Here is a 14326-nt window from a genome sequence, read left to right on the forward strand (position 1 = left end):
CACGAGTAAAATCGGACTTTAAAATTTGAACGCCGAAAAACTCCAGAGGGAATAGTCGACGCGGAGCTATCCGGGAGACGTGAACCCGCGTCGATCATCGACCGTTTGCAACCACCTACAGAGCGATTTCGAAAGTGACGTATTTGCATCTTAGGTTCGGGTAATCGGTGAAAAATCCTACCAAGGGCGCATCAAATTGTGAAATCGGTGAGTGATTCTTGCTTTGGTTCCTGCAGGTCGCGTCAGGCTGCGTCGAGCGCTTGCGCTATGTCGGCGATAATGTCGTCTGCATGCTCGATGCCGATCGACAGCCGCACATAGCCAGGCGTGACACCCGTCGCGAGTTGATCCTCTGCACTAAGCTGCGAATGCGTGGTTGTCGATGGATGGATCGCAAGGGAACGCGCGTCGCCGATATTGGCGACGTGGTAGAGTAGCTGAAGCGAATCGATGAAGCGACGCCCGGCATCCCGGCCATCCTTGAGTTCGAAGCCGACAAGGGCGCCGTAAAAGCCCTCGCGCAGATACTTCCTGGCACGATCTGCAGCTGGCCCGGTTTGGAATTTCGGGAAGATGACTTTCGATACCTTTGTATGGGTGGCCAGGAATTCCGCAACCTTGACGGCGTTCTCATTGTGCTGGCGCAGGCGTAGCGGCAGGGTTTCCAGTCCCTGGATGAAGAGAAACGCATTCTGCGGGCTGATCGGTGCCCCGATGTCGCGCAGCAGCACGGCGCGAATCCTCAGGATATAAGGTTCGAAATCGATAAGCGCCGCCTTCTCGATCCAGCTCTTGTTCCGGTAGCTCGGATCGGGCTCGTGCAGCGTCGGCAGTCGGTCCGCCAGATCTTTCCACGGGAAATTGCCGCCATCGACGATCGCTCCCCCGATGGCGGTGCCGTGGCCACCGATATATTTTGTGGTGGAGTACACGACCACAGCTGCGCCGTGCTCCAGTGGCCGTATAATCAATGGTGCGGTCGTATTGTCGACAATGAGCGGAATGCCAAAGCGTCGGCCGATGTCGGCGACTTCCGCGATCGGGAAGACATCAAGCTTCGGGTTGGGCAGCGATTCCGCGTAATAGGCGCGGGTCCTGTCATCCGTCGCCCGCGCGAAGACCTCAGGATCAGCGGCGTCCACGAAACGTGTCTCGATACCGAAGCTCTTCAGCGTCGCGGCAAACAGCGCCCAGGTACCGCCATAGAGGCCAGCTGCACTGACGATATTATCGCCGGCCCGCGCGAGGTTCAGCAGAGCGAATGCTGATGCCGCCTGGCCGGAGCCGAGCGCCAGCGCGGCAGCGCCGCCCTCAAGCTCCGCCAGCCGCTGTTCGAAGGCGTCCTGAGTCGGATTGGACACGCGCGTATAGAGATGTCCGGCTGCCTCGAGCGCAAAGAGCTTGTCTGCGCCTTCCGTGCCGGGCAGCTGGAACGATGTCGTCTGGTAGATCGGAACGGCGATGGCGCCAGTCGCCGGGTCGAAGCGGAAATTGCCGCCATGGAGTGCGATCGTTTCGGGATGCCGACGTAGACTGCGCGGACCGGGCGCTCCGACAGGAGATGCCGAGGCCTCGGGCGTCGGGGCAGGCGGATTGTGGATCGTCATGCATGTCGCCTTTCTCTCTTTTACTGATGTCGCTAGACAAGGAAATCCGGCGGGCCGGATGCAAAGGACGCGGCCGCCTGATACATCGAGTTCATCGTGATCCACGCGCGGTTACGCGGGTGTCGTTTCCCCCGTCTGCTCTTCAAGCAGATCGGCATAGTGTTCGCGCGCCACATCCGGATGGGAGCGCAGCCGCGATTTCAACACGTTGCGCGCCACTTCGCGGAAGAGAGGATTGAGCGGATCCTGCGTGACGCCGCGCACCTGTGCGGCAAGGGCCGGCGGCAGATCGAGAACCGGGATGCTGGCTGCGAGATTGGCACCCAGGAAGAAAGGGATGGAAAGGCGGTCGCCGCCAGCGGCTGGCGTGACCACCCGGTGAATATTCGCCTTGAGGTAGCCGTTTGAAGCGAGCTCCAGCAGTTCGCCAACATTGATGACGAAGGTTCCGCGCACCGGCGGCGCGTCGATCCAGCCTCCCCGACCGTCATCGACCTGCAGGCCTCCAACAACATCCTGCAGCAGGATCGTCAGGAAGCCACCGTCCTTGTGGGCGCCGACGCCCTGATCGCTTTCCGTCTGGTCGCGGCCAGGATAGCGCACGATCTTCAGGAGTTGGTTCGGTCCGTTGTTGTAGATCGGCGCAAAGACGTCGGGCTTCTGGCCGAGCGCCTCGGAAAAGGCCTGCAGCACTTTCAGGCCGACGATCGTCACGTCTTCGATCCATTTGAGGACAGCAGGGCGCAGCTCGGGCAGGGCGGAGGGAAACTGGTTCGGTCCAATCAGCCGCTTCCAGGCCGGATCATCGGCGCCGATCTGTAGCTTCTCGCGCTCTGGTCCGAAATCGACCTGCTCTCGCCAATCTTGGGCACCACGGGTATATTCAAAGCCGGCACGATTGTAGCCGCGAAAATGCGGCGATTTGCGCATCTCGATCTCCAGTTTCTTTTCCTCGGATAAGGAGAAGAAACGCCTTGCGAGGCCGGTCAGCTCATCGATCTGCTGCTGCGGAACTCCATGTCCGGTGAGATAGAAGAAACCGAGCGTGCGCGTGACCTCGCGCAGTTGTGCCAACGCCTGATCTTGTTCCGGATGATCCGGCGCGAAAAGTCTGAGATCGAGCACCGGGAGCGTCTTTGGAGCAATGGTCATATCTGTTTCCTTTCGTGCTCAGACCGGACGTCGCGATGAGCCGAGAACGAGCCCGGCGCTTAATGTCGCCAGGCCTGCCCAGAAGATCACGGAGGAATATCGGGTGATGCCGAGCCAATGATTGGTCTTGCATAGCGCCTGGGCGAGATTGCAGAGATCGCTGTTGCCACCGATGCAGGTCGCCGCTTGACCGTAGCTGATATAATTGTTGGCAATGACTTCGCTAAACACGATCCACCACCAGGCAAGTCCAACGCTCAGCACGGCGATACCGGCCATGGCAAAGAAAAACGGCAGGCGGCGGTCAGACGTCATGGGATACCCCGAGCTTTTCAAGAAGCGTCTGACGCATGGCGATTAGGGAAGCATCGTCCCGGCGACGCGGGTGGGGCTTGCTTACCCGGGTATCCGCGATGATGCTGGCAGGCCTGTCCCCGAAGACTATGACGCGGTCCGCCAGCAAGAGCGCCTCCTCGACGTCATGGGTCACAAGGAGAGCCGTGAAGCCCGAGCGCTGCCAGAGCTGCAGCAATTCGTTCTGCATCTTCAGGCGAGTCAACGAATCCAACTTGCCGAAGGGTTCGTCGAGAAGCAAAAGCTTCGGATCATTCACCAGGGCACGGGCAATTGCCACGCGCTGTGCCATGCCACCGGAGAGCTGATGTGGATAAGCATCGGCGAAGGTGTCGAGTTTGACTAGCTTCAGAATATCGTCGACGCGATGCTTATGTTTCTTAAGGATACCGCGCGCGTCGAGGCCCGTCGCAACATTCTTCCAGACGGTCAGCCAGGGGAAGAGCGTGGCGTCCTGGAAAACCAGGATGCGTGACGGGTCGGGTCGGACGATCGGCCTGTCATCTTCGAGCAAGCTGCCTTTGGTCGGCGTATCGAGGCCTGCCGCGAGCCGCAGAAGCGTTGATTTACCGCAGCCCGACGGGCCGAGTAGGGCGACGAATTCGCCGGCTTCAATGTGGATCGTGATGTTTGACAGAACAGGCAGCCGTGTCTTGCCGAGATCGAATTCGTGACTCACGTTGTCGATATCCAGGCTGACACTGTGCGAAAAGGACTCGTCCTGGCGAAAGGCGACGTTCATCAGATGATTCCTTTCTGCCAGCCGAGCAACCGTTCGCGAACGATAAAGAGCAGCCTCACCAGCCCGGCGCAGATCAATGCCATGACGACGAGCGCGGCATAGACATTCGCATAGGCCGAGTAGGCAGTATTGAACTGCAGGTACCAGCCGAGACCGTATTTCGCACCCAACATTTCAGCGACGACGAGGACGGCGAAGGAGTAATAGAGCCCCATGAACAGGCCGACGAAAACATTCGGAAGGGAAGCGGGGATGGCCACTTTGAAGATGAGGTAGCGGTTGGTCGCTCCGAGCGTGCGTGCGACGTCATAAAGCGACCTGTTAACCTGCCCGACGCCGGCCGCGGTCAGGATCGCCACGGGGATACCGGAGGCGAGCGCCACGAGAAAGATGCTGGCCTGGAAAGTGGTCGGAAAGATGAAGAAAGTACAGGGGATCCAGGCGCTTGCGGGCACCGGCCCAATCAGCTTCAAAACCGGCATCCCCCAATAGGCGAAGCGCTTGGACCAGCCGAGCGCCACGCCGGCCACGAAGCCGACGACAACGCCGGACGTAAAGCCAAGGATCCAGAGACGCCCGGTATAGGCAATGCAAATCAGGATCCGGCTCCAGTCGCTGAGATAGACATGAAGCAGCCCTTGCGGCGGGGAAAAGAACGGTTTCGGTAGCCAGCCGAGCTTTGCGGTGAGCAGTTCCCAAAGAGCAAGCCATACCCCGATGACCACGAACCATGGGCCATAGTGGGAGAGGGTGCGGGTGGAGTCCGCCGTATGCGGTACGGCCAGCGCCAGCAATAGAAACACCGCGCCGCCGATGGCGACAAGAATCGCGAATGCTTCCGTATTCCCCCAGGAAATCACATCCGGCAGAAGCCAGGTCACGGATGCCGCGACGAACCAGGTCACAGCCGCGAACAACCCATCCCGCCACAGGAAATCCGATAAGCCAACCTGCCGCTGGGCGATCGCGACGGCGGTGTCGTGTGCGATATCGGTCATTGCTTCGGTCTCACGCGAAGATATCGAGGGTAACGCGATTGGCGATTTCGTCGGGATCGGTGCTTTCATCGATCACACCGGTCAGCTTGAGATTGGCGTAGCCCTCACGAACTTCTGCGACCAGTTCCTTGCCAAACCAATTCTTATGATAGGTGAGAGACGCAAGGACCTCGGTCAGATCTTCAAGCGGCAATCCTGGTTTCAACGTATCGAAATACCATTTCGCGACTTCGTCCGGATGCTCCGATGTGTACTGGTGGATCTCCAAGTTGGCGGCCGCGACACGTCGGATGATATCCTTGTTGCTTTCGTAGTAGTTGCCGTTGACCCCGAGCACACAGCAGACACGATCCTGGAAGATGCCTGTCTGAGTATCGTAGATCTTCAGGAAATCATGCTGCTTCTCGTAGGAATATGCCCAAGGGTCCATATGGGCGACGGCGTCGGCTTCACCGCGCTCGACACCTTCGGCGACCAGATCGAATGGAAAGACCTTCCAGGTAACGTCATGCTCCGGGTCGATGCCGGCCTTCGCCAGCGCCACGGAAAACGCCACGCGGGAAGGGGAGCCAACGTCGAACGTTCCGATGGTCTTGCCCCTGAGATCGGCAATCGTCTTGATGCCGGAGTCTTTTTTGACAAGAAGACGTTGGCAGCCGCCATGCGAACCGTGAAAGAGCTTGACGTCGAAGCCCTGTTCGATCGGCTTCAGCCAGTCATAGAGCAGACCCGGGCCAGCTTCGGCCTTATGTGTGGCGAGCGACTGAATGAGCGTCTGGCCGCTCGCGCCCTGATAGAATAGTTCAACGTCGAGGCCATGCTTTGTGTAGATGCCTTTGGAAAGGCCGAAGCCGATCGGCGAATGGCATGCCGCGACTTCCGTCCACTCAAGCTTCACCTTGTCGAGATTGCCCGCAATGGCATATTGGCCACGGCCAACGATGGCGCCGATCGAGGCGGCCGCGCCGACTGCGCCTACAGTTTTCAACAGAGTGCGGCGGGAGAGATGATTTTTGGCTGAAGTCGTGTCGCTCATGGTCAAAGTCCCCTGTGTCAATAAGAAAGACTATGAAATAGAGGATTTAATCTACAGAATTTATAGACTAAAGGTTTGAAGGCGGTGGAAATTTCTTTACGCAATCTCCGGTTCCAACGCAGCGATTGCTCTAATCAGCCGCCACACGCGATGATCCGGAAGACTACATTCCACTTTGCCCGGCTTCCGTATCATCAGCCACATCTACCTTTGTGGCGAACCCATCTGACCTAGTGGATCGGTTTGATGCATGGCTGGGATCGAGGCGGGTGAAGCTCGGTGCTTTATGGGAGCGGGCGAAACATGCGGCGCTACTTAAAATTGTTCTACGCAGAATGCACAACCGTTCTTCGGCAAATGAAAATCAGACGGATTGCAATAAGGCTCTCATCGCTAAGCAACTTGATAGGTTGCTAGGTCGAATGAGAGCAGCGGAAGCGAAACGAACGCGCGATAAGGGCGACCGGGAACGAAAAGGTTGACTTTGGCGTAGTTCGCGTTCTCGATACGTTGACATCTGGTACTTTTGTCGCCATGGCAATGCCGTGGATTGAATCCGCTGCCTGGACGAGCATCATGTCCGCACGGCAAAACGGGAGTTCCAGTTCGCGGGGTTGCGAGTGGTCGATTTTTTGCGGGTCGGACGATTTCTCGCCGTAGGCGTTATCAATACCGTTTTTGGCTATGCCAGCTACGCCGTGTGCGTCCTGATTTCCATGCCATTGTGGATTGCGCTTGTCGTATCGATGATCGCGGCCTTGTTGTTCAATTTCATCACCTATGGCGGATTGGTTTTCAAAGATCTTTCGCGTCGGAACTTGCCCAGATTCATTATCTTTTACGCCGCATTCGCGGTCATCAACTATAGCGCGCTGCGTGCGCTTGAGGCGCTGGGGGTCAAGCCGATACTAGGGCAGGCCCTATTGTTGCCCCTGCTTGCGGTTATATGTTATGCGGGGCTCCGGCTGTTTGTGTTTCGCGCGGCTGCCAGCACAGCGCTATGAGGATTGGATGAGCGTCGACGCTACGGAAGAGTTCAAGCCAATTCCGGTTAGAAAGGGAAGTGGACCGCTCCACTCTCTGCTCTATGGCCTGCGCCTTATCGTCGATCTGCAGCTTCTGACTTGCACCCGTTTTCTGAGACCTCGGTTGGAACCGGTCGAGGGGACGATTCTGGACGTCGGATGCGGCGAGATGCCGTTCCGGTCGCTCATGAGACCGCAGGTGCGATATACGGGGCTGGATGTGCCTCAGGCAACTTCCTTCGGCATGCGGGACCATAAGGAAATCGTTGCCTTCGATGGCACGACCATTCCGTTTCCCGACGCCTGCTTCGATACGCTGCTGTGCACCGAGGTTCTTGAGCATGCCGTCGATCCGGTAACCTTGATTGCGGAGATGCACAGGGTATTGCGTCCCGGCGGCACGCTGCTCGTAACGGTTCCCTTCGCAGCTCGTGTGCACCACGCACCCTATGACTTTAACCGATTTACGCGATTTCGGCTCGTGGCGATGTTTTCCGCCTTCGATGAATTGGAGATCTTGGAGCGCGGCAACGATATTGCCGTCATTGCCAACAAGCTGATCGTGCTGTGCGTCCGACTGGCCAAGCCAAAGAAAATACGCGACCTGCTGTGGACGGGGCCTTTGTCAGTATTGTTGGCGCCTTGCGCTATTGTCGCGCTGTTGTCGGCGCACCTGTCGCTTTGCATCGGCGCGGGTTCGAAGAACGATCCTCTTGGTTATGGCGTCGTCGCACGCAAGAGTCCGAAATGACACAGTTAAAATTGCAGGACGAGCGCGGGTTCAATCAGGTCTTCGCTCCCGTTGGCTCGACTCTTGTCAGAGCAAACCGCCGCAACGCCTGGTTCGTCGCACAGGCAAATCGTGTCAAGGCGAAACGAATTCTTGAAATTGGTAGCGGGACCGGCGAGGCGGCGGCATACGTCGCTCAGCATACGACTGCGGAAGTTGTCGGTGTCGACATCAGCGATAGCTTTCTTGTCCATGCCAACGCTACGCATAAAGCTCCCAATCTCCGCTTCGAGAAACTCGATCTCCTCGGCGGGAATCCGCTTATTCTCGGCAAGTTTGATATGATCTACGGTAACGGGATATTGCATCATCTCGTTGTGCAGCTCGAATCCGTCCTGAGTATCCTGCGATCGATGACGCAAGACGGCGGGGGTATGGCGTTCATCGAGCCAAACCTGATGAATCCTTACTGCGCCTTCATCTTCGGAACCAGGATCGGCCGCAAATGGGCGCGTCTTGAACCAGACGAGATGGCCTTCAGCGCCGCCGGCCTGAGACGAAGGGTGCTGGCATCCGGCTGGCGCGATGTGAGGATAGTGACGAAGGATTTCCTCCTGCCGGGAGTACCCTCTTCTCTCGTAAAACCCACCCTTGCGGTCGAACCCGCTTTGGAAGCCACACCCCTGACCAGATGGCTGGCGCAATCTCATTTTCTGACTGCAGGAGCGTAGGTCACGTCCGAAGAAATTCGAGCCGCCTGTCAGATCGTCAATAATCGCAACAATCCTGGTAGTTGGCGGATTTCTTCAAGGCCGTCTATGATGTTTCTGAAGAGCGTAATAGACGGCGGGTATGACGCATATCGCCTGGTACCGAGATGATATTAATATTCAGTTTGTTTTTTTCGGCCGCCCTGAGTGGTGTGGCCTGGAGCTTGGGAATTGGTCTGCAAGCCGGCATATTCGTCCTTGTTCTTGCAACGATATTGTCCGGCAGGGCAGCCAGTCGGCTGACTCGGATCGACGACCCATTCTTCGGGTTTATCGTCGGTTTTGCGCTGGTGTCGCATATGTTGCTCGTGGCGGACTTGTTCTTTCCCGGCAAGGTCTGGCCAGTTTATCTTTATCTCGCTGTCGTATGTCTCGCAAATTACGACATTTTCCACACCAGGTGGTCGGTCCGGCCCGCGCCAATCGCTATCGCTTTTTTTGCGTCGGCCTTCGCATTTATCTGGTGCGAGGACGTGGGGACAAGGCTCGGCGTTTTTAGGCAAACGGGAAGGTTGCAGTTCTGGGTCGATATTATAGTTCATGCCGGAACGATCGCTCAGTTCGCCGTGGATAACTCGATCGGACGGGGCATGGTGCTGATGGCCGATGCTCCTCGGCCGCTTTATCACGTCGCGGGCTACATGCCCGCTGCCGTGATCGCGCGTATCTTTGACATTCCGCCGCTCGATGCCGCAGTTCTCATATGGATGCCCCTCGGAATCCTGACGATGGCGGCAGGAATTGTTACGTTGGGCTATGCGCTGGGAGGCTGGCGCATGGCGGCATTGGCTCTCGCGGCAATCGCCCTTATCCCAGCCCCGGAAAAGCTTACACTGGGAAACGGTATGCTCGGCTTTTCCTGGTTGCTGGAGACGGCACCCGGTACGCCGTACAGCCTGGGAATATCCTGCGGAGCGATTGCGGCTCTCGTGTACTGGATTCGCACGCCCCGGTTGGGTCTGCTTGTGACGACATGCGCTCTGGTCGCGGCTTGTTTCCTCGTCAGAGTAAACACCTTTATTTGGCTCGCACCCGTTATCGCGCTGGGGATCGCTTGTGGAATGCCGGGGCTATCAAGGCGTAGCCGCGCCATCCTGCTGGCCGCCGGACTGGTTTGCCTTTGCATATTTCTGATTGCGGTTTCGTGGCCTCATCTTCGTGCTGGTCCGGCCAATTTCCTTTTTTCATATGTCGAATTTGTGCATCTTAGCAATCATCCCACCAACTACGACACCCTGTATCCGTGGCTGACCAGCACTTTCGGCCGCGCTGGTGCCGCAGTCATTGGCGTGGGACTTATCCTTATCGGAACGCTCGGGCCATGGCTGCCTATTTTTCTGTTGTTCGCACTGCCTCAGGTCATCAAGGGCAAGCTTCTGTCCTACGACATGATTCCATTCATACTCCTGGCCGTCGCCTCGATCCTTATGCTCCTGGCACCCATCCCGAAGAATGGAGACATCAGTGAGTTTCGCCATCGCGCGGGGCCAATTCTGGTCGTGGTGATTTCCGTCTGGACGCTTCGATTTATCTGGCTAACTGTCAGCCAATTCCGGATGAGCGTCTCGAAACGGGTGTCGTGGGCAATGACATCCGCGGTCAGCGCACTGGCCCTTGTTGCCATGTCCTACGACATAGCTTGGTCGCGCGTACCGACGATGGGATGGGCGAAGGATGCTTACGACGAACGATTCGAGCCGACACTTTTCCAGGCAGCCGCGGTTCTGAAGAGCGGTACGGACACGAATCCCCGATTTGTTGTCGCGGACCAATCAGCGGCCGCCCGCATTATCGACGATGCCGCCGTCCTGACTGCGCTAAGTGGCGTGCCTGCATATATATCCTGTCCGCAGTCCCTGATTGTTCGAGATGACGCTATAGGAATTGAGGCCAAACGACGGATGACCATTGCGGAAAAATTGTCTTCTGCTCCCAGCCTCGATGCCCTGCAAGCAATTATGACGCAGGAAAAGATAACCTATTTCGTTACGACGAATAACAATCAGGCGCCTTTTGATTCGAGGAGAGACGCCGCAATATGGAAAAACGGCGTGGTCGCGATTTACAAAAGCAGGTGAGGGAGTGAGATGAAACGGCGACGGGCCAAGCGAAACTGCGTGGATAGGTCTGGTATGCTTCTGGCGGTTTCGGTTATTGAGAAGCAAATAGTTGATCGAATTTGCGGTGGCAAACCTCGATTGTCTGTTGCTGGGTTCGTTGAACGAGGGGATGCAATGTGAACACTCTGGATATCGTGAACAATCGGCTCAGCGATTCGGATTTCAGACGCGCCCGGTTGCGCCTCCTGAAAATGCATTATGAAAGCGGTGTCGGGCATATCGGCGGCAATCTTTCCGCGCTTGATTCGTTGATGATAACGTTTCACGAATTCATGCAGCCGAGTGACCGATTTATTCTGTCGAAGGGTCATGCCGCCGGTGCGCTGTACATCGTGCTCTGGAGCCTGGGGCTGTTGACCGATCAGGATCTTTCGACCTTTCACAAGGACGCAACCCTTCTGGCGGGACACCCGCCCGCGAGCGGATTGCCGAAAATCGATTTCGCAACCGGAAGTCTTGGCCATGGACTCTCACTTGCCGCCGGAACAGCCCTTGCCTTTCGTCTGAAAGCAAGTGGAGGGACCGTATTCTGCATGACCTCAGACGGCGAGTGGCAGGAAGGTTCGACATGGGAGGCATTTATCTTCGCATGTCACCAGAAGCTTGCAAACCTGAAGATACTGGTCGATCACAACGGATTGCAAGGGTTTGGCACGACCGAAGACGTCGCATCGATGTGGCCGCTCCAGGAGCGGATTGCCGGGTTCGATGCCCAGATCGACGTTATCTCTGGTCACGACCCTGAGGGAATTCGAAATGCCCTTGATCGCAAGACCGAATGCCCGCACGTCATCATCATGGAAACGGTGAAGGGGAAGGGCGTGTCTTTCATGGAAAACGAGATGAGCTGGCACTACCTGCCGCTCAACGAAGCCTTGTATCTTCGGGCCATTCAGGATTTGACCGTAGCATGAGAAATCAATTTTGCGATGCTCTTGTAGCTCTGTCAGACGACCAGAATGTCGTATTCCTCACCGGTGATCTCGGTTTCATGGCCTTGGAGCCCTTGCGCAAGGCAATGAAAGAGCGATTTGTCAACGCGGGGATCGCCGAGCAGAACATGATCTCTGTTGCCGCCGGGCTTTCGCGACAGGGACTTGATGTCTGGGCCTACAGTATCGCCCCTTTTTGCTACGCCAGGGCGTTTGAGCAACTGCGGAACGACGTTGCGTTTCATAACCTGCCTGTGAAAATTGTAGGCAATGGTGGCGGCTATGGATATGGCGTTATGGGGCCGACCCATCATGCGATCGAAGACTATGGCATCCTGCTGACCCTGCCTAACACTCGCGCCTTTGTTCCGGTTTTCGACGAGGATATTCCGGCCGTCATCTCCAAGATGTCGGGCGCGCCGGGCCTAAGTTATCTTCGGCTCGGCCGCGGCGAGCCGCCCAAGGATTGGAGTGTGCCTGCCTACGCACCTTGGCGCCAACTGACGGAAGGGCGTGGATCGGTCGTGATAGCGGTGGGGCCGCTGGCCGGAACCTATGTCCAATCCTGTAACAGTATCGACGAGGCGCAACGGCCAAACCTGTGGGCCGTCGCAGAGTTGCCATTGGCGGCAAATCCGCTGCCACGCGATCTGCTCGATGCGATTGAGGCCCGCGGCGAGGTTTATGTCGCGGAAGAGCATGTGCGCTACGGCAGCTTCGGTTCGGATCTCGCGCTCTATCTCTTAGATGGCGATCACGGCAATATCCGGATGCGGCACCTCTATGCGCGCGCTCATCATTTTCCAAAATATGGATCGCAACGCTACTTGCGTGGCGAGTCGGGTCTGGACCCGGCTTCGTTGATGGATGCAATTAGCCATTCCAGTCTAACCGGGCAGCGCTGATAATGACCGACATTGAACCTTTTATCCGCGCTCTTCGCGGCCCCATATTGGTGACCGGCGCATCGGGCTTCGTGGGGGCGAACTTGTTTCGAATGATCGCCCGCCAGCGCAACGATGTGTTCGCCGTCGTCCAGCGAGAAAAGAACTGGCGCCTGCAGGACGTGCGGGAACAGCAAGTCCTCGCCGCCGATCTCAACGACGAAAACGCCGTCAAGAACCTCCTCGATGGCGTACAGCCGCAGACCGTATTCGACTGCGTGGCATATGGTGCCTATTCATTCGAAAAGGATGCAAGCCTCATCTACGAAACGAACTTCCTCGCGACGACGCGACTGGTGGGGATGCTGGCAAACCGTCCCTTGGCTGCATTCGTCCATGCCGGAAGCTCCTCGGAGTATGGGAGCAATTCCGCGGGCCCGCGCGAGACTGACGTCTGCAAGCCGAACAGCGACTATGCCGTGTCGAAGGTGGCTGCCAGCGATTATTTGAGCTACATGGGGAAGCATGGTCAGTTCCCTTGCGTCAATCTCCGCCTCTATTCAGCCTATGGTCCGCTGGAGGATACCTCGAGACTGATGCCCAACCTCGTCAGGGAGATGCTGGCGAAACGGCTGCCGCCGTTGGTGGATCCTGAAACGTCACGCGACTTCATCTATATCGACGACGTATGCCACGCCTTCATCCTCGCGGCGGCCAAGATGAATCCATCGCTGTTCGGCGAGAGCCTGAACATCGGATCGGGCCAAAAGACCACGATCGGCCAGCTTGTCGAAACCGCTCGCGCAATTTTCGCAGTGACGGCCACGCCGGTCTACAACAACATGGAAGCCCGTGCGTGGGATCTTCAAGATTGGTATTCGAACTCGGAGAAGGCGGACCTATTGCTAGGCTGGCGGGCGGAAACTTCGCTTGAAACCGGCCTTAGGAAAATGGCCGGTTGGATAGATACGCTTTCGCAGGAGGAAATGTCGAACAGCACCAAACGCGCGACGCTGGATAAGCGTCGAAGCGTGAGCGCGATCATTGCATGCTATAAGGATGCCGAGGCGATCCCGATCATGCATCGCCGTTTGACGGATGTGTTTCAACGGCTGAAAATCGAATACGAAATCATCTTTGTTAACGACAGCAGTCCTGACGACAGCGCCGAGGTCATTTTACAGATTTCGCGGCAGGACAAGAACGTCCTGGGAATTTCGCATTCGCGCAATTTCGGATCGCAGATGGCATTCCGCAGCGGAATGGAACTCTCGACCAAACAGGCCGTTGTTCTTCTCGACGGCGATCTGCAGGATCCGCCGGAGCTGATAGAAGAATTCTATTCGAAATGGGAAGAAGGATATGACGTCGTCTACGGGCGACGCATAAGGCGCGAAATGCCTTGGGCCTGGGGCTTGTTGTACAAGGCATTCTATCGAGTGTTCGCCGCTTTCAGCTATGTGAAGATCCCCCTCGATGCTGGCGATTTTTCTCTCATCGATCAGCGTGTTGCGGGATGGCTGCTAAGGTCCCCGGAACGAGACCTATTTATGCGCGGACTTCGCGCCTACGTAGGGTTTCGCCAGACAGGCGTCGATTACGTTCGACCCGAACGCCTGTTTGGTCGCTCGACGAACAATCTGTTGAAAAATATAGATTGGGCGAAGAAGGGCATCTTTTCATTCAGCAATGTCCCGATGTCTATGCTTACAGCGACCGGGGTAATCTTATTCGCCCTGTCGATACTGGCCGTCATCATCGTGGCGTGCGCGCGCATCCTGTTTCCGGACGCCGCCCCACGAGGGATTACAACCCTGCTGATTAGCGTCCTTTTCTTCGGCTCCCTCAATCTCCTGGCAATAGGTCTTGTGGGCGAATATGTGGCCAAGATCATGACGGAGGTTAAGGAGAGGCCACGGTTGATACGTTCAGCACTGATCAGAAACGGGAAGTTAACGAAATTATAGCCCGATGAA

General features: G+C 56.9%; 13 protein-coding genes. 7 read left to right on the forward strand and 6 right to left on the reverse strand.

The window, feature by feature from the left end; translation table 11 throughout:
- Positions 1–242: 242 nt before the first annotated feature.
- The 6 genes from GR212_RS04425 to GR212_RS04450 all read right to left on the reverse strand — a co-directional run bounded on the left by GR212_RS04425 (position 243) and on the right by GR212_RS04450 (position 5889).
- Positions 243–1607, reverse strand: coding sequence for an O-acetylhomoserine aminocarboxypropyltransferase/cysteine synthase family protein (locus GR212_RS04425; protein ID WP_163985254.1), 1365 nt, complete (start codon positions 1605–1607; stop codon positions 243–245).
- 111 nt (positions 1608–1718) lie between these two features.
- Entirely contained in the window at positions 1719–2759 is a 1041-nt protein-coding gene (locus GR212_RS04430) for an isopenicillin N synthase family dioxygenase (protein WP_163985255.1), read from the reverse strand.
- Positions 2760–2777: 18 nt separating this feature from the next.
- The gene (locus GR212_RS04435) at positions 2778–3074 is read right to left on the reverse strand and encodes a hypothetical protein (protein ID WP_163985256.1); all 297 of its coding nucleotides are present in this window, start codon (positions 3072–3074) and stop codon (positions 2778–2780) included.
- Positions 3064–3855, reverse strand: a complete 792-nt coding sequence (locus GR212_RS04440) for an ABC transporter ATP-binding protein (RefSeq protein WP_163985257.1) — start codon at positions 3853–3855, stop codon at positions 3064–3066. The genes GR212_RS04435 and GR212_RS04440 overlap by 11 nt, the downstream gene beginning before the upstream one ends.
- A complete protein-coding gene (locus GR212_RS04445) occupies positions 3855–4853 on the reverse strand; it encodes an ABC transporter permease (RefSeq protein ID WP_163985258.1) in 999 nt (332 codons plus the stop codon). Before GR212_RS04445 ends, GR212_RS04440 begins: the two co-directional genes overlap by 1 nt.
- Positions 4854–4863: 10 nt before the next feature.
- Positions 4864–5889 carry an ABC transporter substrate-binding protein gene (locus tag GR212_RS04450; RefSeq protein ID WP_163985259.1) on the reverse strand — a complete coding sequence of 342 codons (1026 nt, stop codon included), beginning with the start codon at positions 5887–5889 and terminating at the stop codon, positions 4864–4866.
- 620 nt (positions 5890–6509) lie between these two features.
- Between GR212_RS04450 and GR212_RS04455 the strand changes: the two genes are divergently transcribed.
- The 7 genes from GR212_RS04455 to GR212_RS04485 all read left to right on the forward strand — a co-directional run bounded on the left by GR212_RS04455 (position 6510) and on the right by GR212_RS04485 (position 14317).
- A complete protein-coding gene (locus GR212_RS04455; protein ID WP_163985260.1) occupies positions 6510–6893 on the forward strand; it encodes a GtrA family protein in 384 nt (127 codons plus the stop codon).
- A 7-nt stretch (positions 6894–6900) separates the two neighbouring features.
- On the forward strand, positions 6901–7665 hold the full coding sequence (locus GR212_RS04460) for a class I SAM-dependent methyltransferase (protein ID WP_163985261.1): 765 nt from the start codon (positions 6901–6903) through the stop codon (positions 7663–7665).
- On the forward strand, positions 7662–8375 hold the full coding sequence (locus GR212_RS04465; protein ID WP_163985262.1) for a class I SAM-dependent methyltransferase: 714 nt from the start codon (positions 7662–7664) through the stop codon (positions 8373–8375). Before GR212_RS04460 ends, GR212_RS04465 begins: the two co-directional genes overlap by 4 nt.
- 146 nt (positions 8376–8521) lie before the next feature.
- The gene (locus GR212_RS04470; RefSeq protein WP_163985263.1) at positions 8522–10492 is read left to right on the forward strand and encodes a hypothetical protein; all 1971 of its coding nucleotides are present in this window, start codon (positions 8522–8524) and stop codon (positions 10490–10492) included.
- A gap of 158 nt (positions 10493–10650) precedes the next feature.
- Positions 10651–11448: a transketolase gene (locus tag GR212_RS04475; protein WP_348643439.1), complete on the forward strand. Its 798-nt coding sequence runs from the start codon at positions 10651–10653 to the stop codon at positions 11446–11448.
- Positions 11445–12371, forward strand: a complete 927-nt coding sequence (locus GR212_RS04480) for a transketolase family protein (RefSeq protein WP_163985264.1) — start codon at positions 11445–11447, stop codon at positions 12369–12371. The genes GR212_RS04475 and GR212_RS04480 overlap by 4 nt, the downstream gene beginning before the upstream one ends.
- A 2-nt stretch (positions 12372–12373) precedes the next feature.
- On the forward strand, positions 12374–14317 hold the full coding sequence (locus tag GR212_RS04485) for an NAD-dependent epimerase/dehydratase family protein (RefSeq protein WP_163985265.1): 1944 nt from the start codon (positions 12374–12376) through the stop codon (positions 14315–14317).
- The last annotated feature ends 9 nt before the right edge of the window (positions 14318–14326 follow it).

This window comes from Martinezella lusitana (genome assembly GCF_010668395.1).
Lineage (GTDB): Bacteria > Pseudomonadota > Alphaproteobacteria > Rhizobiales > Rhizobiaceae > Rhizobium > Rhizobium lusitanum_A.